The organism is Streptomyces sp. NPDC021356, from assembly GCF_040641015.1.
Taxonomy (GTDB): Bacteria; Actinomycetota; Actinomycetes; order Streptomycetales; family Streptomycetaceae; genus Streptomyces.
The window spans coordinates 1-24,574 of record NZ_JBFACU010000036.1 but is presented as its reverse complement, the minus strand read 5'-3'; the positions used below and the strand labels follow the sequence as shown (position 1 = coordinate 24,574).

Here is a 24,574-nt window from a genome sequence, read left to right as displayed (position 1 = left end):
CGTACACTGGTTTCACCGACGCGGGGTGGAGCAGCTCGGTAGCTCGCTGGGCTCATAACCCAGAGGTCGCAGGTTCAAATCCTGTCCCCGCTACTGAAGGCTCAGGGCCGGAATTCGATGAGAATTCCGGCCCTGAGTGTTTTCTCCGGCCGCCGGGTCATCGGCCCGGGTTGTCGGTCCGAGACATCGCCCCGGCTACCGGCCCGGGTATCGACCCGGCTACCGCCCCGGGTACCGGCCCGGGTATCGACGCGAGTCATCGTCACGTGTCGTGAGCGAGCGGTCCCCGTCCGCATAACAACTGACACACCATCAGTAGAACGTCTGCAGGTGTCCGGGCTCGACAGGGCCCTTGAGTGGCCTGAAATCCAGTCAACTTGCCCCGGTTTCATCACCTGTGAGACGTAGATCCTGGCCAAAAAGGTTTAATGATCAAGCCGGGCGGCTTGGAATCGGAGCCCCGAGTCTATTAACGTTCGATAACGCAGCGCGGTCGTCCCAGCCGTCACCCGAGGCGGCTCCGTGCGCGCGCGCCGAATCCCGCGAGGGAACCGGGGAACCACCAACTTGGGGTGAATCGGGCGCCATCCGCCGTACGCACACGGCTGGTTGACGCGCGTAGGAGACCTTCCCGCTCCGAACCCGTCAGCTAACCCGGTAGGCGAGACGGAAGGAAAGGAGCACGCCCGCGTGGCGTCCAACCGGCCTGCCTCAGAAGCCCCGTCCGTGCCGAGCGAGCGCACCGAGTCCTTCGCCTACGGCGGCCGGCGCCCCGACGAGGGCCCCTGGGAGGAGTGGAACCCCACCGAGGAGTCCCTCCGTCCCGTCCGTGGCCGGCACCGGGTCGCCAAGCCGCGCGGCGGCGGGCTCGCCCGCAGCTCCACCGTGCTCGGCGTGGGCGTCATAGCGGCCGTCGGCGCGGGTGGCATGGCCAGCGCCAACACCGGCAAGCCGCCGGTCTCGATCGCCCTGCCCGATCTCCCCGACCTGCACGGCCTGCCCGCCGTGGGCGCCCTCTTCGACGGCTCCGGCCACGACGGCCCCGAGGGCTCCGCGACCGCGCTCAGCGACGTCACGGCGGCCCGGGCCGGCGCGACCGACGCGGCTGACGCGACCGACGCGACGGAAGCCACCGGGACGACGGCGCAGCGCGCCTCCGACGCGGGCGAGGCGCTGCGCAACCGCATCATGGCCCAGGCCGAGCAGCAGCAGAACCAGGCCGAGGCGAAGACCAGGGCGGCCACCGAGGCGGCGGCTGCCGCGAAGGCCGCCCGGCAGGCCGAGCAGGCCGCCGCCCAGGCGAAGGAGGAGGCCGAGGTCAAGGCCGCCGCCGCGAAGAAGAAGGCGGAGGAGGAGGCCCGGAAGAAGGCCGAGGCGGCGCGGCTGGCCACCCTCGCCAAGCAGTACACGCTGCCGACCTCCTCGTACACCCTCACCTCGACCTTCGGCCAGGCCGGCTCCATGTGGTCCTCCGGGCACCACACCGGCCTCGACTTCGCCGCGCCCACCGGCACCCTGATCAAGGCCGTCCACAGCGGCACCGTCACCGAGGCGGGCTGGGCCGGCGCCTACGGGTACCGCACGGTCCTCACCCTGGACGACGGCACCGAGCTGTGGTTCTGCCACCAGTCGTCGATCAACGTCACGGCCGGCCAGAAGGTGAGCACCGGCGAGGTCATCGGCCGGGTGGGCGCCACCGGCAACGTCACAGGTCCCCACCTGCACCTGGAGGTCCACCCCGACGGCCAGGCCGCCGGCATCGACCCGATGGCGTGGCTCCAGGGCAAGGGCCTCGCTCCCTGACGCTCCGACCGGGTGGTTTGCGCAAGCTTTGCGCCGGCCACCGGCGGGGCGCGGAATGGAGCGCTCCGCCTTGGTCGTTGATGTGAGACATGACTTCTCTGCGCAAGCTGGGCCCGTCCGACCTCGAGGTCTTCCCCCTCGCCCTCGGCGGCAACGTCTTCGGCTGGACCGCCGACCAGGCGCGGTCGTTCGCGGTCCTGGACGCCTACACGGCCGCCGGCGGCAACTTCATCGACACCGCCGACTCCTACTCGGCGTGGGTGGAGGGCAACCACGGCGGCGAGTCCGAGACGACCATCGGCAAGTGGGTCAAGGAGCGCGGCAACCGCTCCGACGTCGTCATCGCCACCAAGGTCAGCCAGCACCCCGACTTCCAGGGCCTGTCCGCGGCCAACATCAGGGCCGCGGCCGACGCCTCCCTCCAGCGTCTGGGCACCGATCACATCGACCTCTACTACACGCACTTCGACCGGCCGGAGGTGCCCGTCGAGGAGATCATCGGCGCGCTCGACGAACTGGTGAAGGCGGGCAAGGTCCGGCACATCGCCGCCTCCAACATCTCCGCCGAGCGCCTGGCCGCGTCGCTGGAGTTCTCCGAGCGCGAGGGACTCGCGCGGTACGTGGCGCTCCAGCCGCACTACAACCTCGTCTCCCGTGACACCTACGAGGGCGGCCTGCGGGACCTCGCCGAGCGGGCAGGCCTCGCCGCCGTGCCGTACTACGCGCTGGCCTCCGGCTTCCTGACCGGCAAGTACCGGCCGGGCGCGACGGTCGACAGCCCGCGCGCCGGGGGCGCCGCCAAGCACCTGGCGACCGAGCGCGGCCAGAAGGTCCTCACCGCGCTCGACGAGGTCGCCCGCGCCCGTGGCGCCGAGGTGGCCACGGTGGCCCTGGCCTGGCTGGCGGCCCAGCCGACGGTGGTCGCCCCGATCGCCTCGGCCCGGACGGTGGAACAGCTCCCCGCCCTGCTGGCGGTGGCGGAGCTGGACCTCACGGACGAAGAGGTCGCGCGGCTCACCCAGGCATCTGCCTGAGCCTCGCGGCCCACGGCCCCCTGGCTGCGCGGTCTCACGGCCCGCGGCTTACCGATGACTCCCGTACGGACTCTGCCCGTACGAAGGCTGCGCATACGGGCCCTGCTGCCCGTACGGACCCTGCCCGTACGGAAGCGGCGGGCGGCCGTGAGGCTGTCCGTGCCCGTGCCCGTGCCCGTAGCCGTACAGGCCGTACGCCGGCCAGGGCGCCGCGAAGACGCGTACCGGCGGTGCGGTCATCCGTGCCGCGTGGTCCAGGGCGGGCTGGGCCACCTCGCGCCTGCGCCACAGCTCGTGCAGCAGTTCCCGCTCGCGCACGCCGAAGTCGGCGCCGGCCCGCCCGAGGCGCCCCCGGCGGCGCAGGAACGCCAGCGAGGTCGCGTAGGCCTCGTACTGCGCGACGGTCCGCGCCGCGGGCTTGCCGAGGTGCCGGCCGGCGTACTCGCGGGCCAGCCGGCGCGCCCGCATCGACCCGAGGGCGAACGGTTCGGCGGGGGTGAGCCACCCGGCGGCGGCGTACGCGGGCAGTTCCTCGCGGATGGTGCGCAGCTCCCGCTGCCGGGTCCAGACGACCAGCCACGTCAGCAGCCCGAAGGCGGGCACCATGAAGCCGCCGTAGACCGCGAAGAACCCGAACCGGCCGAAGGTCGACGAGCCGTTCCAGAACGCGTGCATGCCCATCGCGAGCAGCAGCCCGGCCGGGGGCAGCAGCAGGCGCCGCCGGCGCCGGCGTTCTCCCGCGAGCGCGGCCAGGCCGAAGCCGAGGCCGGTGCAGACCGTGAAGAGCGGGTGCGCGAACGGCGACATGATCACGCGCACGAAGAAGGTCGCCGCCGTGACGGAGGCGATGCCCTGGCCGCCGGTCATCTGGTCGGTGCCGAAGGCGGTGCCGAGGTAGAGGATGTTCTCGGTGAAGGCGAAGCCGGTCGCGGTGACCCCGGCGATGACCACACCGTCGACGATGCCGGTGAAGTCGCGTCTGCGGAAGAGGAAGATCAGCAGGACGGCGGCGGCCTTCGCGGACTCCTCCACGACCGGCGCTATGACGGTCGCGCCGAGGGTGTCCGCGCCCACCGGGTCGGCGGTCGCGGTCGCGATCCACTTGGTCGCGAAGCTGTTGGCGACGATCGCGATCAGCGCCGCCGCGCAGGCGCCCCAGGCGAAGGCGAAGACCATGTTCCGCCAGGGGCCGGGGTCGACCCGGTCCAGCCAGCGGAAGGCGGCCGTCAGCAGCGGGACCGGCAGCACGGCCAGGCCGAGACCGACCAGGAACCCTTCCGTGCCGGTCTGCCGGCGGACCAGGGCCAGGATGACGAGCCCGGACAGCGCGAGCAGCGCGGCGAGGGCGCCGTAGCGCACCCACCGCCTGTGCCACCAGTGCGCGTGCCGCGGCCGGCCGTCGGCTATGGGCGGAGGACCGCTGGGATACGTCGGGTACGGGGGACAGGTGGCCACGTCATTGACCCTAACGAGGGAAGGGGACGATCGCGATGGTGCCGCGTCGCGTCGGCAGGGACCGGCGGCCGGGACCAGCGGCCGGGACCGAGGACCGGGCCGGCGGTGGGTACTGGCGTTCGGGATTGGCGGTCGCGTCCCGGGGCCGGGGCCGGGACGCGGTGGTGCGGTGGTGCGGTGGTGCGTCAGTCGAGACCGGAGTGCCGGGCGGGGCGTTCGGCAGGGTGCTCGTCGCCGTGCGGTACGCGCCGGAAGAGCAGGTCGTTCACGGGGTGGCCCTTGTCCAGGCCCTGGCCCTCGAAGCGGGTCAGCGGGCGGAAGGCGGGGCGGGGCGCGTAACCGCCGTCGGGCCGCGTGTTCTCGAAGGCGGGGTGGGCGGTCAGGACGTCCAGCATCTGTTCGGCGTACGGCTCCCAGTCCGTCGCGCAGTGCACGACCGCGCCGGGCCTGAGCCGGGTGGCGGCCAGCGTCAGGAACTCCGGCTGGATCAGCCGCCGCTTGTGGTGCCGCTTCTTGGGCCACGGGTCGGGGAAGTAGACGCGCAGCCCGTCGAGGGAGTCGGGGGTGAGCATCTCGCGCAGCAGGATGATCGCGTCGCCGTTGGCGACCCGGACGTTGGTGAGGCCGCCCCGGTCGGCGAGGCTCAGCAGGTTGCCCTGGCCGGGGGTGTGCACGTCGACGGCGAGGATGTTGGTGTCCGGGTCCGCGGCGGCCATCTGCGCGGTGGCCTCGCCCATGCCGAACCCGATCTCCAGGACGACGGGACGGGCGTTGCCGAACAGCTCGGCCAGGTCGAGCACCCGCCGGCCGTCGATGTCCAGCCCCCACTGGGGCCACAGCCGCTGCAGCGCGTCCGCCTGCCCCGCGGTCACCCGGCTCCGCCGCGGCTGGAAGCTGCGGATCCGCCGCTCGAAGTGCGACCCGGCCGGATCGGCCTGCGGCCCGTCGGGAAACCGCGGCTCCCCCTTCGCCCGTGTGTGCCGGACGGACACACCGGGAGCGTGCGGGGGAGTGGGGGCGGCGGGAGTGTTCAACGAGTCAGACACAGTGCGGTCCATTTTACGGGCTGGGCGGGCTGGGCGGGCCGGGTGGGCCGGGTGGGCCGGGTGGCGTCGAGCGGGCCCCGGGGCGGCTCCGGAGACGTCCCCGGGCTTCCCCCACCGATGCCGCCGCGGGGCCTGGGAGGGGCCCTCCCGAACCTCCGTGCCGCCTCCGTGCGGGTGCCACGCGGGTGCCGTTCGGGGGGGGGCTGGGGGCGCTCGGGATCTCCGCTGGGGCGCCCCCTCGGACGGCCTCTCGAACCTCCGCGGGCACCACACGGGGCGCGGGCACCTGGGGTCTCCGCTGGGACGGCCCCTCGGACGGCCTCTCGAACCTCCGCGGGCACCACACGGGGCGCTGGGGGCACCCGGGGTCTCCGCTCGGACGGCCTCTCGGGCCGCTCGGACGGCCTCTCGGGCCGCTCGGCTGCCGCCCGGGCCTCCTCCCGGGGACCGGGGCTGCTCGGGCGGCCTTCTCGGGTGGCTCGGCTGCCGCCCGGTCCTCTCGGGGACGGTCCGGCCCCCGGGTCTTCCGCCAGGCATCCCCAGGTCCCGTCAGGCCCCGGGTCTTCCGCCAGGCATCCCCGGGTCCCGTCAGGCGCCACCGCAGGGCGCTCGGGCGCCCCTCGGGCCTCCGCGCAGCCCCGTGCGGGTCTCACCAGCCCCGTGCGGGTCTCACCTGCGGCCGTCGGTGCTCGCACGCTCATCCCGCGGTCGCCAGTGCCTCCAGTGCCCTGCGTGCCACCTCCCGCCCGATCGGGAGCGACGCCGTCGCCGCGGGGGACGGGGCGTTCAGCACGTGCACGGCCCGGGCCCCCTCCCGGATCAGGAAGTCGTCCACCAGCGTCCCGTCCCGGAGGACGGCCTGTGCCCGCACCCCCGCGGGGGCGGGCACCAGGTCGCTCTCCTCCACGCACGGCAGCAGCCTGCGCACCGCCTCGGTGAACGCCGCCTTGGACACGGACCGCCGCAGCTCCCCCGCCCCGTACCGCCAGTGGCGCCGGGCGATCCGCCACGAGCCGGGCCAGCTCAGCGTGCCCGCCAGCTCACGCGGCCGTACGACCCCCCAGCCGTACCCCTCGCGGGCCAGCGCCGGCACCGCGTTGGGCCCGATGTGCACGCCGCCGTCGATCCCCCGCGTGAGGTGCACGCCGAGGAACGGGAACGCCGGGTCCGGCACCGGATACACCAGCCCCCGCACCAGCTCCGGCCGTGCCAGTTCGTAGTACTCCCCCCGGAAGGGCACGATCCGCACGTCCGGCTCGTCCCCGGTCAGCCGCGCCACCTCGTCGCAGTGCAGCCCGGCGCAGTTGACCAGCACGCGCCCGCGGACGACGTCCCCGCCTGCCGTGCGCACGGCCACGCCCAGGTCGGGCCGCCGGTCCACGCGGACGACCTGGGCGCCGTAGCGGATCTCCGCGCCCGAGGCGTCCGCGAGCCGCCGGGCCACGCCCGTGTAGTCGCAGACGCCCGTCGTACCCACGTGGATCGCGGCGAGGCCGCGCACCTCCGGCTCGTACTCCTCGATCTGGGAGACGCCCAGTTCGCGCACCGGTATCCCGTTCTCCCGGCCGCGCTGCACCAGGGCGTGCAGCCGGGGCAGCTCCTCCCGCTCGGTGGCGACGATCAGCTTGCCGGTGACGGCGTGCGCGATGCCGTACTCCGCGCAGAACTTGACCATCTCGGCGGCGCCCCGCACCGCGTAGCGCGCCTTGAGCGAGCCGGGCCGGTAGTAGATCCCGCTGTGGATCACCCCGCTGTTGCGTCCGGTCTGGTGCCGGGCCGGGCCCGGTTCCTTCTCCAGCACCGTCACCCGGGTGCCCGGCGCGGCACGCGTGATCGCGTACGCCGTCGACAAGCCGACGATGCCGCCCCCGATCACCAGCGCATCGCAGTCGTGAGCGATCTTCCGCACCTGCTCCACCTCCCGCTCCCGATAGTGCACTGCGCCACTGACAATGCCTTCAAACCGGGGCCGGGCAGACCGGCGCGGCGAAGCGACTGCGACCGGAGTGGCCGGGCACCCGACCGCGGCCGGACACCCGACCGCAAGACGGACGGACGAAGCACCCGGAGTTCCCGAAGCGCCCGAAGCGTCGGGACCACCCGGACCACCCTGAGCGCCCGAAGCGCCGCATCCGGCGGGCGCCCCGGCTGTTCCGGCCGCTCAGGCCGTGGTCATCAGCAGTGGTCTGGCCCGTTCACGCAGTTCGACCACGCGCGGTTCGTCTCCGTAGGGCTCCAGTCGGTGGAGGAGGTCCCTGACGTACTCGGTGGTGCGCGCCGAGGAGATGCGGCCGGCGACCTCCACCGCCCGCACCCCCTGCTCGCAGGCCGCGTCGAGGTTGCCCGACTCCAGTTCGGCGACCGCGGAGACCACCAGTCTGAGGCCGTGCGAGCGCACGAACTCCTCCGTGGGTTTCGACAGCGCCTGCTCGGTGAAGCGGCGGACCTGGCGCGGTGCCTTCAGGTCGCGGTAGCACTCCGCGGCGTCGGCGGCGAAGCGGTCGTAGCCGTAGAAGCCGAGCCAGGTCGGGTCGTTGTCGCCCTCCCGGGACCGCTCCAGCCAGCCCTCGGCCGCCTTCAGGGACGCGCCGGCCGCCTGGGCGTCCCCCGCGCGCGCGTGGGCCCGTGCCTCGACCAGCCGGAAGAAGCTCATGGTGCGGGCCGTGGCCAGGCCGCGGTTGCGCTCCAGGGCGGCCTGCGCGAGGTCGACGCCCTCGTCGCCGAAGCCGCGGTAGGTCGCCTGGAGCGACATCGTCGCCAGGACATATCCCCCCAGGGGCACGTCGGCCGCCGCGCGTGCCAGGCGCAGCGCCTGGATGTAGTACCGCTGGGCGGCCTCCTGCTGGCCGGTGTCGAAGGCCATCCAGCCGGCCAGCCGGGTCAGTTCGGCCGACGCCCCGAACAGAGCACGGCCGACTTCGTCGGAGTACGCCCCGAGGAGGAGCGGCGCCGCCTCCACCCGTAAGCACTCGGGCACCATGGACGAACGCCAGTCGCCGCCTCCGTACTTGGAGTCCCAGCGCCTGGCGTCCTCGGCGGCCTCCCGCAGCTTCTGCACGTCGCTGTGGCCGACTTTGATCGGTGCGCCCGAGCCCTCCGCCCCGCCCGCCTCGCGCGCCACCGAGCTGTCGGCCGGGGTTATCAGCCATCGGGAGGCCGGCGTGGCGTAGGCGGTCACCGCGAACGATCCGGCGAGGGACTGCCAGATGCCGCCGGAGCCGGCCCGGCGGCCCGCCAGGTCGAGGCGGTACAGCTCGGTGGCCGCCTTCACCGCCTGGCTGACGTCCCTGGGGAAGGCGAGGCCCACCTCGGGCGCGGGGTCCGCGTCCGCCAGGCCGATCTCGTGGAGCGGCACCGGGCGGCCGAGTTTCTGTCCGATGGCGGCCGCGATGAGGTGCGGCGCCGCGCCCTGCGGCACCATCCCCTTCGACACCCAGCGCGCCACGGAGGTCTTGTCGTAGCGGAGGGTCAACCCGCGCTGGGCGCCGAGGTCGTTGACGCGCCGCGCGAGTCCGGCGTTGCTGATTCCCGCGAGGGCGAGAACGGCGCCGAGCTTTTCGTTCGGCCCGCGTTGCTCCCTGGACATGCGCCACCCCTCGACACAGACGGCTGCCGCGCTGGCATAACCATGCGGCATTCGTAAACCCAGCGTAGTTCGCCGCATCCCAAGCGTTAAGGGGCATTCTTCCGGTTGGCGGGATTGTGGCCCGCACGGAAGTGCGGGCCCTGCACGCACCGTGGCGACGTGCCCCCTCTGTGTGGTCGTGCGCCCGCCCGTGCGCTCTTCTCCGGCCATCGGGGGACCGGTTCCATGGTCTCTGCGTGGGTCGGCCCGCTGTACTGGATCCAGTGGGCTGGGGGACACCGCCGCCTTCATCCCCGCGGGCGGCGGAACGGTCCGGGAGGCGAACTGCGCCTCCCGGACTGCGCGTTGTCCGCGCCCTGCGCAGAGCGTGTACGGAGCGTGTGCACGTCGGGCGCACGTCTGCATCCGCCGCGCTGATTTGGCTGAAAATCAGCTCTGCCTCCTGCCGTGAATTTCCGTCCCCACCACGGCAGTTGACGGCGCACGGGGGATCGCGGGGAGCGCATCAGGGGGCGCATTCAGGTCGTGATGTCCGTGTCCGCTGCGGGCGTTGGCCATGCGTGCCCGAGGGGGTCGGCCATCCTGCGAGCGGGCGCGCGAGGGCGTGCACGCTGGGTCGAAGGCGGCTCCGCCTCCCCTCCGGTGCGCCGCCTTCGTGGCAGCATGGGACCCGGTTCGTGCGGTGCACTGGTGATCCCCGGTCCGTGGAGGCGTCGATGCGGTGGTTGGTGGGATGGAGCAGCGCCGCCGCGGGCACCGGAGCAATCGGCTCCGCGGGCGCCACCGGATACGACGGCGAGACCGTGCAACCGGTGGGCTCCCAGCTCCTGTGGGGGGACCCCGACCCGCTGTGGGCGGTCGGCGACTGGCGCCCGGACGAGGTCCGGCTCGTGCGGGCCGACGACCGGACGGGGATCGCGGTGCTCGGCACCTGCGGCGCCTCCGACGAACAGCTGCGGGTCGGCCTGCTGGCCGCGCGCGGGGGCGCGTTGCGCCATCTGACCGCCTGGCCGGGCAGTTACACCGCCGTCGTCCAGGTGGGCCGCCGCATCACCGTCTGCGGTGACCTCGCGGGCGCCCGCCCGGTGTTCCACACCCCCTGGGCGGGCGGCACGGCGTACGCGACGGCCGCGCTGCCGCTGGCCGACCTCGTCGAGGCCGACCTCGACTTCGGGCACCTCGCCGCCCTGCTCGCCGCCCCGGACGTCCCGGCCGCGCTGGACGACTCCACGCCGTACGACGGCGTACGGCGCATTCCGCCGGGGCATGCGCTGATCCTGCGCGCCGGGGCGCGTGAGGTCGCGGGCTACGAGCCGGTCGCCTCCCTCGCCGTGGCCGCGCCCCCGGCGGACCCCGACAGCGCGGTCGGCGCGGTACGCGACGCCCTGGTCGAGGCCGTCCGCGCCCGGCTCTCCGCGCCCCGGCACGTGCCGGACATCGACCCCGGGCCGGTACCGGGCATGGGCCCCGCCGAGCGCCGCGCCGCCCGCGGCATGCCGGTGCCCGGCATCGGCGCCGACCTGTCCGGCGGCCCCGCCTCGGGCACCCTCGCGCTGTTGGCGGCGGGCCTGCCCGGCAACCCCGGCACCCTCCTGGGCCACGGCACCGGCGCCGGGGAGCGCCTGCTGGCCGTCACCTTCAACGACCTCGCCGTCGGCGGACGCGAGGCCGAGCTGGAGCGCGCCGGGACCCTCGCGGCCGACCCCCGCCTGCACCACGTGGTGGTGGCCGGCGGCGAGGAGGTGCTGCCGTACGCCGACCTGGAGGGCCCCCTGACCGACGAGCCCGGCCCGTCGCTGGTGACCTCGGCACGGCACCGGGCCCGCCTCGCGTCGGGCAGTGCGGACCACTTCACCGGCTACGGCGCCCGCCAGGTCCTCGACGCCCACCCCGCGCGCCTGGCCGACCTGCTCATGGACCGCAAACGGCGCCACCTGGTCCGGCCGGTCGCCGCGCTGGCCAAGGCCGACGGGTCGGTGATGGTCCCCGCGCGCGTGTACAGCGCGGCGCGGCGGCTCGCCCGGACGCCGTACCGGGACGGCCTCGAAGTGCTCGCGGAGCGGCTGCTCCAGCGCCGGTTCGAGGAGCCCAAGGGTGCGGTGGGCGCCTCCCTGGCCGCGCTCACCTGGGCCAGACCCGGCCCCGCCGCCCGCTGGCTGACGGGCGAGGCACTGGCTGAAGTATCGGTTCGCCTCCAGGGCGCGACGAACCGCTCGGGGGTCGGCCCGGGGCAGCGGCCCGGCGACTACCGCGCGCATGCCGCCCTGGCCCGGCACGCCGCGGACGTACGGGTCCTGGAGCAGGCCGCGGAGATCCGCTCCCAGCGGCTGCACACCCCGTTTCTCGACAACCAGGTCGTCCGGGCCTGCCGGGCGCTGCCCGAGGCGCTGCGCGTGCGCCCGGGAGCCCGCGCGGCCATCCTGCGCACCGTCCTGGAGGGCGCCGGGGTGGGCGAACTGCCGACCGGCTGGGGCGCGCCCACCCACGCCCCCGCGGCGGTCGCCGCCCGCGCGGGCCTGCGCGTGGCCGTCGACGACCTGATGACCCTGTTCGCCACACCCCTGCTCGCCGAGGCCGGTCTGGTCGAGGCACGGGTGGTCCGCAAGGCGCTGCGCGCGGCGGGCGAGGGCGAGCCACTCCCCTTGGACGGCCTGGCGGAACTGGTCTCCCTGGAAGTGTGGCTGCGCCGCCTGCTGGCCCGCCGAGGCACCTGCTGGACCGGCACCCCCGCGCGCTCGCGCGCCGTACCCGCGGGCATCGTCCCGCAGCGGGGCGCACTGGCCTCCGGCGCCTGACGGCGTCGAGCACCCCGTGCGCCGTCCCCGAGCCCCCCGGCGGCAAACTCCGTGCCCCGTTCCCCGCATCCGGCGACAATGGGCCGGTGCAGTACAGAATCCTGGGCGTCACCCAGGCGGAGGACGACGGGGGCACAGCCGTACCCGTGGGCGGTCCGCGCCTGCGGGCCCTGCTCACCGCCCTCGCCCTGCGGCCCGGACGGGTCGCAGGCCCGGACGTCCTGATCGACGAGGTGTGGGGCGAGAACCCGCCGCAGGACGCCCCCGCCGCGCTCCAGGCCCTGGTGGGCCGCCTGCGCCGCGCCCTCGGCAGGGACGCGATCCGCTCCGAGACGGGCGGATACCGGCTCGCCGTGGGCCGGGAGGACGTCGACCTCTTCGCCTTCGAACGGCTCGTACGACAGGGCATCAGCGCCCTCGACCGGGGGGACGCGGTCACCGCGGAGCGCCACCTGGGCGAGGCCCTCGCCCTGTGGCACGGCCCCGCCCTGGCCGACCTGCCGGACCGGACCGCGGCCGCACGCCCCGAGACCCTGCGCCTGGAGGCGGTACGTGCCCGCGCCGACGCGCGACTGCGCCTGGGCCGCGCCGTGGACGTCGTACCGGAACTGACGGAACTGACCGCCGCGCACCCGTACGACGAGACGCTGCACGCCCTGCTGGTCCGCGCTCTGCGCGACACCGGACGGGGCGCCGACGCCCTCGCCGCCTACGAACGGGTCCGCCGCGCCCTCGCCGACGGACTGGGCACCGACCCCGGGCCCGAACTGCGCGCCCTGCACGCGGCGCTGCTCGCCCCGTCGGACGAAGACGGCGAAGCGGCGGCAGCGGTGCCGGACGCGGCAGCGGCGCCGGCAGAACCGTTTCCTGCCCCGTCCCACGCCGCTCACCAGACCCCCCGGCCACCCGCACCCGGCCGGACCGGCAACATCCGTCCGCGTCTTACCTCTTTCGTGGGCCGGGAACCCGAACTCGCCGCCATCCGTTCCGATCTGCACAGGGCCCGCCTCGTCACCCTCACCGGACCGGGCGGCTCCGGCAAGACCCGCCTCGCCGAGGAAGCCGCCGCCGGGCTTCCCCAGGCCTGGCTGGTCGAGCTGGCGCCGCTCGACCGTCCCGAGGCGGTGCCGGGCGCGGTGGTCAGCGCCCTCGGCCTGCGCGAGACCGTCCTGATGACCAACGAGCTGGTGACCCCGCAGAACGACCCGGTGGCCCTGCTCGTCGAGTACTGCGCACCGCGCAGCGAACTCCTGATCCTCGACAACTGCGAACACGTCATCGACGCGGCGGCCCACCTCGCCGAAGTCCTGCTCACCCGCTGCCCGGGCCTCACCGTCCTCGCCACCAGCCGGGAACCGCTGGGCGTGCCCGGCGAGCTGGTGCGCCCCGTCGAGCCCCTGGTCCCCGACCAGGCGCACCGCCTCTTCGCCGAGCGCGCCGCCGCCGTCCGCCCCGACGCGGCCGTCGCGCTCGGCGACACGGAGGCCGTCGCGGAGATCTGCCGCCGCCTGGACGGCCTGCCCCTGGCCATCGAGCTGGCCGCGGCCCGGCTGCGGATGCTCAGCCCCCGCCAGATCGCCGACCGGCTCGACGACCGCTTCCGCCTGCTCACCGCGGGCAGCCGCACGGTCCTGCCCCGCCAGCAGACCCTGCGTGCCGTCGTCGACTGGTCCTGGGACCTGCTCGACGAGCGGGAGCGGACCATGCTGCGGGAGGCCTCCGTCTTCGCGGGCGGCTGGGACCTCCCCGCCGCCGAGGCCGTGTGCACCGGCCCCGCCGCCGACCTCGTCGGCGCGCTCGTCGACAAGTCCCTGATCGTCGCCACCCCGGCCGACGACGGCGAGGGCGGCACAGGCGGCATGCGGTACCGCATGCTGGAGACCATCCACGAGTACGCCGTCGAGCGCGCCGCGGAGGTGCCCGGCCTGCGCGCCGCCGCCGAGCAGCGGCACGGCGCGTGGGCGCGCGCCCTGGCCGAGGAGGCCGCGCCGCGCCTCCGCTCGGCCGCGCAACTGCCGTGGATCGCACGGCTGGAGAGCGAGCTGGACAACATCCGGGCGGCCCTCGACCGCGCGCTCGCCGCCGGGGACGAGCGGGCGGCGGGCGAACTCGTCCTGAACGTGTGCTGGTTCTGGTGGCTGCGCAACTACCGCCGGGAAGCCATGGAGTGGTTCCACCGCGTGCTCCGCCTGGGCGCCGCCCTCGACGCGGATCCCGGCCCGGCGTCCGCGCCCGGCCGGGCCGGCGCCGCCGCGCTCCCGGGCCGGGACGTCGACGGCATCGATCCCGTCGACGCCTTCCTGTCCGACCCCGAAGGGGAGGCGCATCATCCGCTGCACGAACTACGCATGGACGTGCGGATGATGCATCTGTTCCTGACGTCGGAGACGGAGCCGGGGGAGGTGGCCCGCGACGAACGGACCCTGCGCTACGTCGACCTGGTCCGGTCCTCGTTCGCGGCGGGCGGCCCCCGGGCGGCCCGGATGCCCGGACTCATCTGGCCGCTGACCGCCTACCTGTACAGCCACGCGGACGGCATCCGCCCCGCCATGGACGCGGCCGTGGCCAACTGCCGTGCGTTCGGCGGTGACTGGGAGATCGGGGTGGCCCTCATGTTCCGCACGCACCTGGTCGTCGACTCGCCCGGCAACCTGCACGGCGTGGACGACGACCTGGCGGAACTGCGGCTGATCAGCCGCCGCGTCGGCGACCGCTGGATGCGGGCGCAGGTGTGCAGCGCGGCCGGGGAGGCGGCCATGGCCCGCGGCCGACTGGAGGATGCACGCGCCGAGTTCGAGGGGGCGCTGCAACTCGCCCACGAGGTCGGCGCCCATGCCGAGGCCCCGTTCCTGCAAGCCCGCCTCGCCGAGATCGCCTACCGCTCCGGCGACCGCGCCCGCGCCCTGCGGCTCCTGGACGAGGCCGGCGAGTCGGCCGAGCAGTACCGCGTCGCGGACCCCCAGGCGTTCGTCCTGCTCCTGCGCGCCCAGCTCGCCCTGGACGCCGGCGAGGCGGCCTCCGCCCGGGCCCTGTGCGACGACGCCCGCGAGGAGAGCCGGCGCGGAAGCCCGCCACCGCAGTTCGAAGCGATGCTGAGCGCGGTCGACGCCCTCGTCACGGCGGCCGAGCACGGCCCGCGGCACGGGCTTCCGCTGCTGACCGAGGCGCTGCGCACAGCCGTCGCACAGCGCTGCGCGGAGGTGGTCACGGCGGCCCTCGTGGACGGCGCCGCCGAAATGCTGGCCCGGCTCGGCGAGCAGGCGCGAGCGGTGCGGCTGCTCGCCGCGGCGGACCGCTGGCGCGACGGCCGCCCCCGCCTGGTGCCCGAGCGCGAGACGGCCGAGCGCGTCGAGGGCGCCGCGCGTGCGGCCCTCACGGCCGGCTGCCTGGCCGCCGAACGGGCCCGGGGCGCCGCGCTCACCGCGGACGACGTCCTGGCCGAACTCGACCAGGCCGTCCGCGCCCACCCCGCTACCCGCAGGTGAACCGCGACTCCGCCCAGTCCGCGAGGGTCACCGCGTCGAAGGCGCCGCGCGGCTCGACGACCAGTCGTACGGTCCGGTGCCCGGCGAGGACGACATGGACCGGGACGGCGGCCGCGCCCCCGACGACGGGGCCGGAGTGCCACAGCCGGGCCCCGTCGGCGTACACGGAGAAGGTGACCTTGCCCAGTCCGGCCGCCAGGTCGTCGACACCGGCCAGCGCGTCGTAGGCGGAGCACGTGCGGTTCAGCTCGACGGTGACGGAGGACTCGCCGTGGACGCTCACACCGTGCGGATAACGCTTCCCGGCGATCGACACGCCGTCGCGCTGCCACACCCAGCTGCTGCGGTCGATGCGCATCTCCGGGCCGGTGCCGTCACCGGTGAGGTCGTAGTCCAGTTCGCTCCACCGGTAGACGGCCGGGGCGGGCGGGGGCGTCGGCAGCGGGGGCGGCGTCGGTGAAGGGGACGGCGGAGCAGGAGGCTCGGGGGCCGGCGTGGGTTTCGGGGGCGGCTTGCGCGAAGGAGTGGGTGTGGGTGTGGGCGTCGGCCTGGGGGCGGGGCGGGCCGCTGCGGCGCGCACGGGCGGCTTCCGGCTGGGCCGGGGGCTCGGCGTCGGCTGCGGCGGGGCGGACGTGGGCGGCTGCGGTTCGACGGCCGGGGCCGGGGGAGGGGCCGCCTCCGGCTTCCTGGCCGGGGTTTCCTGCCCGGCCAGGGCGAAGGCGAGCGCCGCGGCGGCCACGGCGACGACCCCGGCCGCGATACCGGCCTTCACCGGGGCGCCGAGCCCTTCGGAGGCCGCCGCGCCCCCACCCGCGCCCCCACCCGCGCCCCCGGCAGCGGTGGCCGCACCGCCCGCTCCACCGGCCGCCCCCGCCGACACGCCCCCCGAACCTCCGGCCGCCGCGGCGGCACCCGCGGCACCCGCCGTGCCCGCCGCTCCCGCTCCGCCCGCGAGGAGACCGAGCGCCTTGGTGTACCCGGCGGCCCCGAACCAGCCGATGACGGCGACCGGGACGACGGCCGGGATGCCGCCCGCGACCTCCTCGATCTGCAGCGCCGCCAGCCGGCACCTGGCGCACTCCGCCAGGTGCTTGCGCAGACCCCGTTCGGCGCGGGTGCGCAGCTTGCGCCTGGCATAGCCGCCGAGCTGGTCGGCGTAGCGGGAGCACTCCTCGTCGTCGGTCAGGGCCGTGCTCACATGGGCCTGGAGGTAGGCCTGTCTCAGACCCTCGCGGGCCCGGCTCGCCAGAACCCGAGTGCCGTTGGCGTCCAGCCCGAACAGCGTGGCGACCTCGCTCGGCGACTCGTCCTCGACCTCGGTGTGCCACAGCACGGCCTGCCACCGTTCGGGCAGGGAGCGGAACGCCTGCATGGCCATGGACCGCTCGGCCTCGTGCATCGCCCGTACGTCCGCGCCCGGGTCGAGGCCCCCTCCGAAGGAGCCGAGGGACGCCGTGTCGTCGGACACCTCGGGGGCACGGGCCGCCTGCGCCGCGAACACGGCGAAGTCGTCCACCAGCTGCTCGCGCCGTGCGGTCTTCGTCCAGCGCGCCGCGACCCGCCGGACGCTGGTGAGCAGGTAGGCCCGTACGGCGTGGGCGGGACCGGAACCGCCGCGCACGGCCTGGAGCATCGCGGCGAACACCTCTGCGGTGAGGTCGTCGGCCGTGTGGGCGTCCCGGCAGCAGCCGCGGGCGTACCGGCGCACGGCGTCGGCGTGGCGCCGGTACAGGTCCTCGTACGCCGTGTCGTCCCCCGTGCGCATCCGGCCGATCAGCTCGGCGTCGGACGGCGGCACCTCCCGCGGCGGCGGAAGCACACCGTCCTCACGCCACTCGCGCTGCGCCGGTACCCCACCCTCCCGGGTGGAAGCCTCACCACGGGGCGTCTCACCACGGGGTGCTGCGCCAGGCGGCGCCTCGCCACCCGGCACGTCATCCCGAGGCACGCCGTCCCGAGGCGCATCGCCACGCGGCGCCTCCTCGCGCGGTGCGTCGGCCGGCCCGCCCTGGCCAGGCGCCCGGGCTGGTCCGCTCTGGGCCGTTCCCCCCTGGGCCGTTCCCCCCTGGGCGGCTCCCCCCTGGGCCGTTCCCCCCTGAGCCCGTCCGCCTTGGGCCGGCACCTGAGGCGGGCGCGGCCCGTCGGCGCCCGCGCCGTCCCCACCGACCGGCTCACGCCCGTCAACGCCCATCGCCGTTAGCCCCCGCCGCCAGCCCAGCCGACCCGATCACCGAGTCAGGCTGCCACAGGGGCTCCCCGCCAAGACTCCGCAGGAAGGATCCTCCACCCGTCCGTGGGGACTTCCCTCTCTGCGGAACCGGCATCACCCGTACGGGGCATGCGCGTTGGAATCGCCCCGGCGTGCGCGCCCCGCTCACGCCGGCCGCGAGCGCAACCCCTCCAGCAGGATGTCCAGCAGCCGTGCCGAGGCCGCCGCCTGCTGGGCCGCGTCCGGCAGCGCGGGCGCCGCCGTGGCGATCACGAGCAGGACGTCCGAGACCGACACGTCGGCCCGCAGCTCGCCCGCCGCCCGTGCCCGCTCCACGAGCCGGCCCACGACCTCCAGCAGCTCCGCCGCCCCCGAGTCGTCCACCGCCTCCGGCGCGGGCGCGACCGGCTGGTCGGGCACCAGACGCAGCTCACCGGCGCCCGGCTCGGTCCGCTGCTGCGGCACCCGCGCGCCGTCCGCCCCGGCCCCCTCGTCGGCCCGCTCCTCGGCGACCGAGACCCGCAGCACCTGGGGCGGCAGCAGCCGGCCCGCGCCGGACGCCACCGACGTCCGCAGGAAGCGGGAGAGCGCCGACCACGGCTCGTCCTCCTGGCCGAGCGCGGCCCGCGCCTGGTCGGTCAGCCGGGACGTCTCCTCCTCGGCTATCCGGCGCACCAGGACGTCCTTGCTCGGGAAACGCCGGTACACCGTGCCGACCCCGACCCGGGCGCGCCGGGCCACGTCCTCCATCGGCGCGCCGTAGCCCAGCTCGCCGAAGACCTCGCGCGCCGCCCGCAGCACGTGCTCCAGATTGCGCTGCGCGTCCACACGCAGCGGTGTGGTCCGCACCGCCCGGGACTCCTCCCCGCGCCCCGCGCCCGCCGCCGTGCCCATCGCCCCGCCACCGGACGCGACGGCGGACGCGGTGGACCAATGAGTGTCCTGAATGTGCATAACTGATCCCCCGGTAATGACGTCTCCCCCCGGAGACTCTCCCCGCCACTGAACGCGGGATGCACCCGACGGGGACCGCGCACGACCGAGGCCGCCCTGCGAGATCCGGTGGGACCCGCGGACCCGTTCGACCACATCCCCATTTCCTGCACCCCGTCGACACACGAACATAGTTGAGAGGGAGTCAATTCAGAAGGGGCAGTTCCGCACGGAACGCCCCCCGATCGGAGCATGAGCCGCCCACGTCCGCATCGCGACCCTTTCCGAACCCTCGTTCACCCCCGCTGACCTGCGTACCTGCCCCAGCACCCGAGGATCCGGCCAATCCCGCGCCGTACCGCCCGCCGGTCACACAAATTGCCGGGGCTGTGGACAAACGAGAGTCACGGGTGCGTCATGGGATGGTGAAGGAACGTGCGCGCATTCTCGTTGTCGGCGGCGGCTACGTCGGGATGTACACGGCCCTGCGCCTGCAGCGGCGGATGAAACAGGAGCTGGCGCGGGGCGACGCCGAGATCACGGTCGTCACGCCCGACCCCTACATGACGTACCAGCCGTTCCTGCCCGAGGCGGCGGCCGGCGCAATCTCCCCGCGGCACGTCGTCGTCCCGTTGCGCCGCGTCCTCGACCGGTGCCGCGTCGTCGCGGGCGAGGTCAAGGCCGTCGACCACGCGCACCGCACCGTCACCCTCACCACCCTCGCCACCGCGGAGAGCGGCGGCACCGACCGCCTGACGTACGACGAACTCGTCCTCGCGCCCGGCTCCGTCTCGCGCACCCTGCCCATCCCCGGCCTCGTCGACCACGGCATCGGCTTCAAGACCGTCGAGGAAGCCATCGGCCTGCGCAACCACGTCATCGAACAGATGGACATCGCCTCCTCCACCCGCGACCCCGCGATCCGCGACGCGGCCCTGACCTTCGTCTTCGTCGGCGGCGGATACGCAGGCGTGGAAGCGCTCGGCGAACTGGAGGACATGGCCCGCTACGCCGCGCGCTACTACCACAACATCCGCCCCGAGGACATGAAGTGGATCCTCGTGGAGGCCTCCGACCGGATCCTGCCCGAGGTCGGCGAGGAGATGGGCGGCTACACCGTCACCGAACTGCGCCGCCGCAACATCCAGGTGCTCCTGCGCACCCGTCTGGAGTCGTGCGCCGACCGCGTCGCCGTCCTCAGCGACGGCCAGCGCTTCCCCACCCGCACGGTCGTGTGGACCGCCGGCGTCAAACCGCACCCCCTCCTGGCCGCCACCGACCTTCCCCTCGACGGCCGCGGTCGCCTCAAGTGCACCGCCGAACTGGCCGTCGACGGGGCCGCACACGCCTGGGCCGCCGGAGACGCCGCCGCCGTCCCCGACGTCACCGCCGCCGAACCCGGCAAGGAAACAGCCCCCAACGCCCAGCACGCGGTCCGGCAGGCCAAGGTCCTCGGCGACAACATCGCCCGCTCCCTGCGCGGCGAACCCCTCCAGACGTACGCGCACGCCTACGTCGGCTCGGTCGCCTCCCTCGGACTGCACAAGGGCGTCGCCCAGGTCTACGGGCGCAAACTCAAGGGCTACCCGGCCTGGTTCATGCACCGCGCCTACCACCTCAGCAGGGTGCCCACCTTCAACCGCAAGGCCAAGGTCCTCGCCGAATGGCTGCTGGCCGGTCTCTTCAAACGGGAGATCGTCTCCCTCGGCTCGCTGGAACATCCCCGCGCGGAGTTCGAACTCGCGGCCGGTGGAAAACATCCTCTCGACCCGAACATCAACCCGAAAGGGTCGTCCTGACCGGACCGGGGAACTCCACCCGACGCCCCGGCGTCCCACGGATGCCGGTACGCGGCGGCCGCACTGCCAGACTGGTCCACGACCGGAGGCGGGCGACCGCCCGCCCCGGCCGCCGCCGACGCCCGGACGCCGTGCCGCGCCCCGGGCACAGGAGGAAACGGCGCGGCCACCGCCGCGCGGCCCCGCACCCCGGCCGGGCCCGGAGCCGGCCCGACCCGACAGACACGAGGCAAGGATTCGTGAACTTCACGCGCTGGAGCGCCCGGCTCCCCCCGATCCCCGGAACACAGCGCCGCGCCGCGGCGCGGACCGAGCTCGCGACCGCCCCCGACCGGCGGACCGACGGCTCCGTCCCCGCGGCCCGCGTCGAACGACTGGCCGACGAGACCACGCTCGTGCCCGCCGTCGACGAACTCCCCGCCCGTGAGGTCCTCGACCGCGTCCCGGCCCTCGTCGCCCTCCTCCACGGCGGCGATCACCGCCTCGCCTACCTCAACGACGCCTACACCACGGCCTTCGGCGCCCGGCCCCTCGGCGAACCCGCCCGCGACGCCCTGCCCGAACTGCGTGAACTGGGCCTGCTCCCCCTCCTCGACCAGGTCCTGCGCAGCGGCAGACCCCGCACCCTGAAGTCCCGCAAGGCACCGGACGGCCGCTCCTACACCTTCACCTGCACCCCGGTAGCCGAGCCCGGACCCGGCGAGCGCGGCACCGGCCCGGGCGGCGCGGGGGTACTCGTCTTCGCCACCGACGTCACCGACCACGCCGAGGCGGCCGACCGCCTGCGCGCCAGCGAACGCCGGCAGCGCGAGACCGCCGTCACCCTCCAGCGCTCCCTCCTCCCCCAAGTCCTCGAACAACCCGACGACCTGCGCGTCGCCGCCACCTACCAGCCCGGCGGCACCGAAGCAGCCGTCGGCGGCGACTGGTACGACGTCATCACCCTGGGCGGCGGACGCACCGCCCTCGTCATCGGCGACGTCATGGGCCGCGGGGTCCGCGCCGCCGCGGTCATGGGCCAGCTGCGCACCGCGGTGCGCGCCTACGCCCGCATGGACCTCCCGCCCCACGAGATCCTCCAGCTCCTCGACGGCCTCGCCGCCGAGATCGACGCCAACCAGATCGCCACCTGCGTGTACGCCGTCCACGACCCCAACGAGGGCCGGCTGGTGTACTCCTCCGCCGGGCACCTGCCGATCCTGGTCCGCGACGAGACCGGCACCGTCGTCCGCGCGGACGAACCCACCGGCCCGCCCCTGGGCACCGGCGGCTGGATGCACGCCTCCGGCTCGGTCCCCCTGACCCCCGGCTCCACGGCGGTCCTCTACACCGACGGCCTGGTCGAGCGCCGCGACGAAGACCTCGACGAGGGCATCGCCGCGCTGGAACGCGCCCTGGCCGGCGCCACCGGCACCCCCCAGGTCGTCTGCGACCGCCTGGTCCGCTCCGCCGGCGTCCAGGCCGACCACGACGACGACGTGGCCGTCCTGGTCCTCCAGCACCCCGCCCGCACCGGCCCCGACGGCGAACTCTTCCGCAACGCCGCCCTGGAACTCCTCGGCGGCGTGGAAGCCGCCCCCCGCGCGCGTGCCTTCGCCTCCGGCGTCCTCACCAGCTGGCGCTTCCCGCCCGAACTGCACGACGCGGGTGTCCTCGCGGCCAGCGAACTCGTCGCCAACTCACTCCAGCACGGCACGCCCCCCATGCGCCTGCGCCTGCGCCGCACCGACCGCCGCCTCATCGTCGAGGTCACCGACGGCGACGACCACCTCCCCAGACGCCGCCGCGCCGAACCCGCCGACGAATCCGGCCGGGGCATCGCCATCGTCGCCACCATCGCCGCCCACTGGGGCGCCCGCCGGACCCCGGACGGCGGAAAGGCCGTCTGGTGCGAGTTCACCCTGCCCCCCAAACGTCCCTAGCCGTACGACAGGACGGAACCGGCCGTGGGCCGTATGCCGAAGCGGCCGTCGCCCGAAGACGACGGCCGCCCCGCACCCGCTCGGCCTCACGCCTCAGCGGTCACCGGCTCCGCGGCGGCCCCGCCACGCGCCACCACCCGGCTCCGCGCGCCCCACGGGTGGTCCTGCACGGCGGTGAGCCCACGCCCGAGCCGCACCGCGAGCACGCTGATCCCCAGCGAGAACAGCAGGAACGTCACCACGTACGGCCCCGGCAGCGACGCCGCCAGCGGGCCGCCCACCGCCGGTCCGACCGCCAGCGCGAGCTGCTTCACCAGAGCGAAGGCCGAGTTGTACTGCCCCGCCATCCCCTCCGGCGCGAGATCCGCCACGAGCGGCGCGAGCGTCGGCGACAGCATCGCCTCACCCAGTCCGAACAGCGCGTACGTCGACACGAACGCCGCCGTCGCCATCACCTGGCTGCCGTGTCCGAGCCCCGCGTACGCCGCCGCGCCCCAGGCGACCGCCCAGATCACGCCGACCGCCGCGATCACCCGTGAGCGCCGCCGCCGCTCCACGAACTTCAGCACGGCGAACTGCGCCACCACGATCATCAGCGTGTTCGCGGCCAGCGCCGTGCCCAGCGCCGACGTCGAGATCCCGGCGGCCTCCACGCCGTACGCGCTCAGGCCCGACTCGAACTGCCCGTAGCAGGCGAAGAAGAGCACGAAACCCAGCACGCACAGCTGCACCATCGCCCGGTTCCCGAGCAACTGCCGCCGGCCGCTCCGGCCGGAACCCGGCGCGGCGCCCGCCGGAGCCCCCGCCATGCGCGGCGCACGCGGCATCCGCACGGTCGCCATCAGCACGACCAGCAGCAGGAACACCGCCGCCTCGATCGCGAACAGCAGCGTGAAGGAGGACACGCGCGTGGTGTCGACGAGGTGGCCGCCGATGAGGCCACCGACACCCAGACCCAGGTTCTGCAGGAAGAACTGCATCGCGAAGGCCCGCGAGCGGGTCTCCGACTCCGAGCAGTCCACGATCATCGTCGCCAGCGCCGGCTGCATCACGGCCTGACCGGCGCCCAGGACCGCGGCCGACAGCAGGACGGCCACCGCCCCGGCGGCCAGCCCCAGGCTCAGCGCCCCGAGTGCGGCCGTGACCAGGGCGGCGAGCAGGACCGGCAGCGGGCCGCGCCGCACGATCGCCCGGCCGGCGAACGGCAGCACGATCAGCGCGGCCACGGCGAAGACGGCGAGCACCAGACCCGCCGTCATGGCCCCAAGACCCCGCACCTGCGCCACATAGACGTACAGGTAGGGGACGGTGAAGCCGAGCCCGAACGCGCTGAGTGCGTTGCCCACGTGGATCCGGCGCATCGCTGCGCCCATCGCCCTGGTCACGTTCACCTCTCTCAAGCAGAAGGACGGTCATGGAGTCATTGGAGTGATCAGCAGTTAGACCTGAAGACTTCACCCCTAAAGTTCGAAGCTAAAGAGTACACCCGGAAGGACTTCAACGCCAAGCCGCTCCGTGCCATACTGCGGACATGGGCGACACCCCCGGCATCGGCAGCGAGCCGACACTCGAAGAACAGATCGCCGCCTACCAGCGCGAGTTCCAGGACCTCGACCCCCAGGTCGAGAAGATCGTCTCGGCGCTGGCCCGCCTGAACCGCCGGATGAACGTCGCCTACGGCAGGCAGACCGCCGACCTGGGCATCAGCAACGCCGAGTGGGAGGTGCTCAAGGCGCTCGTCCTGTCCGGGGCGCCCTACCGCCTGGGCCCCAGCGACCTCGCCAAGCGCCTCGGCCTCACCCCGGCCGCGATGACCCACCGCATCGACCGCATGGTCGGCGAGGGACTGGTCACCCGGGAGCGGGACGAGAACAACAGGGTCCGCGTCATCGTGGAGCTGACCCCGGACGGTCGCGAGAAGTGGATGGAGGCCATGCGCCTCGCCACGGTCTTCGAGGGCGATCTCCTCCAGGACCTCACCCCGGCGGAGCGGGCGGTCCTCGGCGAGGTCCTGACCCGGCTCCTGCGCAGGGTGGAGCACGCCCAGCCGGACGCCGGCGGTCGGCTCAGCGACCTCGACTGAAAGACCTTGACAGAGGGCCCTTGACACGCCCCTGCCGGATCCGTAGGGTTCTCCGGGTTGCCACGGAGCCGTAACGGTTCCTCGGCAGCACCTCCCGCCGCATCAGCGGCACTCACACCACCAGCACGATCTCCCGTCCGGGTCGATTTCGGCATGCCCGAATTCAATTCGAATGGAACTCGTCGACTCCTGCCGGATCCGCCAAGGGCCCGATTGGGAATCACCGCGAGGATCCGCTAAGGTTTGAGACGTCAGAACGGCCCAGCGGCCGGGAAGACAAACCCCGCTGACTGGGGATCAGGTCGAGAAAAGATCTGATAGAGTCGGACCCGCCGGAAAGGGAAACGCGAAGCGAAAGCGGAGCGGGAACCTGGAAAGCACCGAGGAAATCGGATCGGAAAACGGTCTGATAGAGTCGGAAACG

Annotated in this window: 14 protein-coding genes, 1 tRNA gene and 1 riboswitch; of the genes, 8 read left to right on the top strand and 7 right to left on the bottom strand. The window is 74.4% G+C overall.

Going from position 1 to position 24,574, the window contains the following annotated elements:
- The first annotated feature begins 19 nt into the window (after positions 1-19).
- From AB0G56_RS34145 to AB0G56_RS34135, 3 genes are all read left to right on the top strand, one after another.
- Positions 20-93 (top strand) — tRNA-Met (locus tag AB0G56_RS34145).
- A gap of 428 nt (positions 94-521) precedes the next feature.
- Positions 522-679, top strand: a riboswitch (cyclic di-AMP (ydaO/yuaA leader).
- A gap of 11 nt (positions 680-690) precedes the next feature.
- Positions 691-1,803 carry a M23 family metallopeptidase gene (locus AB0G56_RS34140; RefSeq protein ID WP_360977454.1) on the top strand — a complete coding sequence of 371 codons (1,113 nt, stop codon included), beginning with the start codon at positions 691-693 and terminating at the stop codon, positions 1,801-1,803.
- An 89-nt stretch (positions 1,804-1,892) separates the two neighbouring features.
- The gene (locus tag AB0G56_RS34135) at positions 1,893-2,837 is read left to right on the top strand and encodes an aldo/keto reductase (protein ID WP_360977451.1); all 945 of its coding nucleotides are present in this window, start codon (positions 1,893-1,895) and stop codon (positions 2,835-2,837) included.
- 48 nt (positions 2,838-2,885) lie between these two features.
- Here the strand turns inward: AB0G56_RS34135 and AB0G56_RS34130 are convergent, their stop codons facing one another.
- The 4 genes from AB0G56_RS34130 to AB0G56_RS34115 all read right to left on the bottom strand — a co-directional run bounded on the left by AB0G56_RS34130 (position 2,886) and on the right by AB0G56_RS34115 (position 8,924).
- Complete coding sequence (locus AB0G56_RS34130; RefSeq protein ID WP_360977448.1) at positions 2,886-4,292, bottom strand: PrsW family intramembrane metalloprotease; 1,407 nt, start codon at positions 4,290-4,292, stop codon at positions 2,886-2,888.
- Between the two features lie 185 nt (positions 4,293-4,477).
- The gene (trmB, locus tag AB0G56_RS34125) at positions 4,478-5,350 is read right to left on the bottom strand and encodes a tRNA (guanosine(46)-N7)-methyltransferase TrmB (protein ID WP_360977445.1); all 873 of its coding nucleotides are present in this window, start codon (positions 5,348-5,350) and stop codon (positions 4,478-4,480) included.
- A gap of 685 nt (positions 5,351-6,035) precedes the next feature.
- The gene (lhgO, locus tag AB0G56_RS34120; protein ID WP_360977442.1) at positions 6,036-7,256 is read right to left on the bottom strand and encodes an L-2-hydroxyglutarate oxidase; all 1,221 of its coding nucleotides are present in this window, start codon (positions 7,254-7,256) and stop codon (positions 6,036-6,038) included.
- A gap of 243 nt (positions 7,257-7,499) precedes the next feature.
- Positions 7,500-8,924 (bottom strand): MFS transporter, encoded by a 1,425-nt coding sequence (locus tag AB0G56_RS34115; RefSeq protein WP_360977439.1) that lies wholly within the window; start codon positions 8,922-8,924, stop codon positions 7,500-7,502.
- 716 nt (positions 8,925-9,640) lie between these two features.
- On the opposite strand from AB0G56_RS34115, the gene AB0G56_RS34110 reads away from it, so the two are divergent.
- On the top strand, positions 9,641-11,719 hold the full coding sequence (locus AB0G56_RS34110; RefSeq protein ID WP_360977436.1) for an asparagine synthase-related protein: 2,079 nt from the start codon (positions 9,641-9,643) through the stop codon (positions 11,717-11,719).
- A gap of 86 nt (positions 11,720-11,805) precedes the next feature.
- Positions 11,806-15,204, top strand: coding sequence for a BTAD domain-containing putative transcriptional regulator (locus AB0G56_RS34105; protein ID WP_360977433.1), 3,399 nt, complete (start codon positions 11,806-11,808; stop codon positions 15,202-15,204).
- Here AB0G56_RS34105 and AB0G56_RS34100 read toward each other — a convergent pair.
- Positions 15,191-17,395, bottom strand: a complete 2,205-nt coding sequence (locus AB0G56_RS34100; RefSeq protein ID WP_360977430.1) for a sigma-70 family RNA polymerase sigma factor — start codon at positions 17,393-17,395, stop codon at positions 15,191-15,193. The genes AB0G56_RS34105 and AB0G56_RS34100 overlap by 14 nt on opposite strands.
- A gap of 183 nt (positions 17,396-17,578) precedes the next feature.
- Positions 17,579-18,367: a helix-turn-helix domain-containing protein gene (locus tag AB0G56_RS34095; RefSeq protein ID WP_360977427.1), complete on the bottom strand. Its 789-nt coding sequence runs from the start codon at positions 18,365-18,367 to the stop codon at positions 17,579-17,581.
- A gap of 401 nt (positions 18,368-18,768) precedes the next feature.
- Here AB0G56_RS34095 and AB0G56_RS34090 point away from each other — a divergent pair, with 401 nt between their 5' ends.
- Together AB0G56_RS34090 and AB0G56_RS34085 are read left to right on the top strand one after the other, a co-directional pair.
- Positions 18,769-20,145, top strand: coding sequence for an NAD(P)/FAD-dependent oxidoreductase (locus AB0G56_RS34090; protein WP_360977424.1), 1,377 nt, complete (start codon positions 18,769-18,771; stop codon positions 20,143-20,145).
- A gap of 239 nt (positions 20,146-20,384) precedes the next feature.
- Positions 20,385-22,067 carry a SpoIIE family protein phosphatase gene (locus AB0G56_RS34085; protein ID WP_360977421.1) on the top strand — a complete coding sequence of 561 codons (1,683 nt, stop codon included), beginning with the start codon at positions 20,385-20,387 and terminating at the stop codon, positions 22,065-22,067.
- A gap of 86 nt (positions 22,068-22,153) precedes the next feature.
- On the opposite strand, the gene AB0G56_RS34080 is transcribed toward AB0G56_RS34085, so the two are convergent.
- Entirely contained in the window at positions 22,154-23,428 is a 1,275-nt protein-coding gene (locus tag AB0G56_RS34080; RefSeq protein ID WP_360977667.1) for an MFS transporter, read from the bottom strand.
- A gap of 170 nt (positions 23,429-23,598) precedes the next feature.
- On the opposite strand from AB0G56_RS34080, the gene AB0G56_RS34075 reads away from it, so the two are divergent.
- Positions 23,599-24,150, top strand: a complete 552-nt coding sequence (locus AB0G56_RS34075) for a MarR family transcriptional regulator (protein ID WP_360977418.1) — start codon at positions 23,599-23,601, stop codon at positions 24,148-24,150.
- Positions 24,151-24,574: the final 424 nt, after the last annotated feature.

Excerpts from the sequence above, each read along its gene's own strand:
- AB0G56_RS34080 (WP_360977667.1), bottom strand. The coding sequence starts at position 23,428 with ATGCGCCGGATCCACGTGGGCAACGCACTCAGCGCGTTCGGGCTCGGC.
- AB0G56_RS34075 (WP_360977418.1), top strand. The coding sequence starts at position 23,599 with ATGGGCGACACCCCCGGCATCGGCAGCGAGCCGACACTCGAAGAACAG.
- AB0G56_RS34090 (WP_360977424.1), top strand. The coding sequence starts at position 18,769 with ATGGTGAAGGAACGTGCGCGCATTCTCGTTGTCGGCGGCGGCTACGTC.
- AB0G56_RS34115 (WP_360977439.1), bottom strand. The coding sequence starts at position 8,924 with ATGTCCAGGGAGCAACGCGGGCCGAACGAAAAGCTCGGCGCCGTTCTC.
- AB0G56_RS34100 (WP_360977430.1), bottom strand. The coding sequence starts at position 17,395 with ATGGGCGTTGACGGGCGTGAGCCGGTCGGTGGGGACGGCGCGGGCGCC.
- AB0G56_RS34095 (WP_360977427.1), bottom strand. The coding sequence starts at position 18,367 with ATGCACATTCAGGACACTCATTGGTCCACCGCGTCCGCCGTCGCGTCC.
- AB0G56_RS34135 (WP_360977451.1), top strand. The coding sequence starts at position 1,893 with ATGACTTCTCTGCGCAAGCTGGGCCCGTCCGACCTCGAGGTCTTCCCC.
- trmB (WP_360977445.1), bottom strand. The coding sequence starts at position 5,350 with ATGGACCGCACTGTGTCTGACTCGTTGAACACTCCCGCCGCCCCCACT.
- AB0G56_RS34110 (WP_360977436.1), top strand. The coding sequence starts at position 9,641 with ATGCGGTGGTTGGTGGGATGGAGCAGCGCCGCCGCGGGCACCGGAGCA.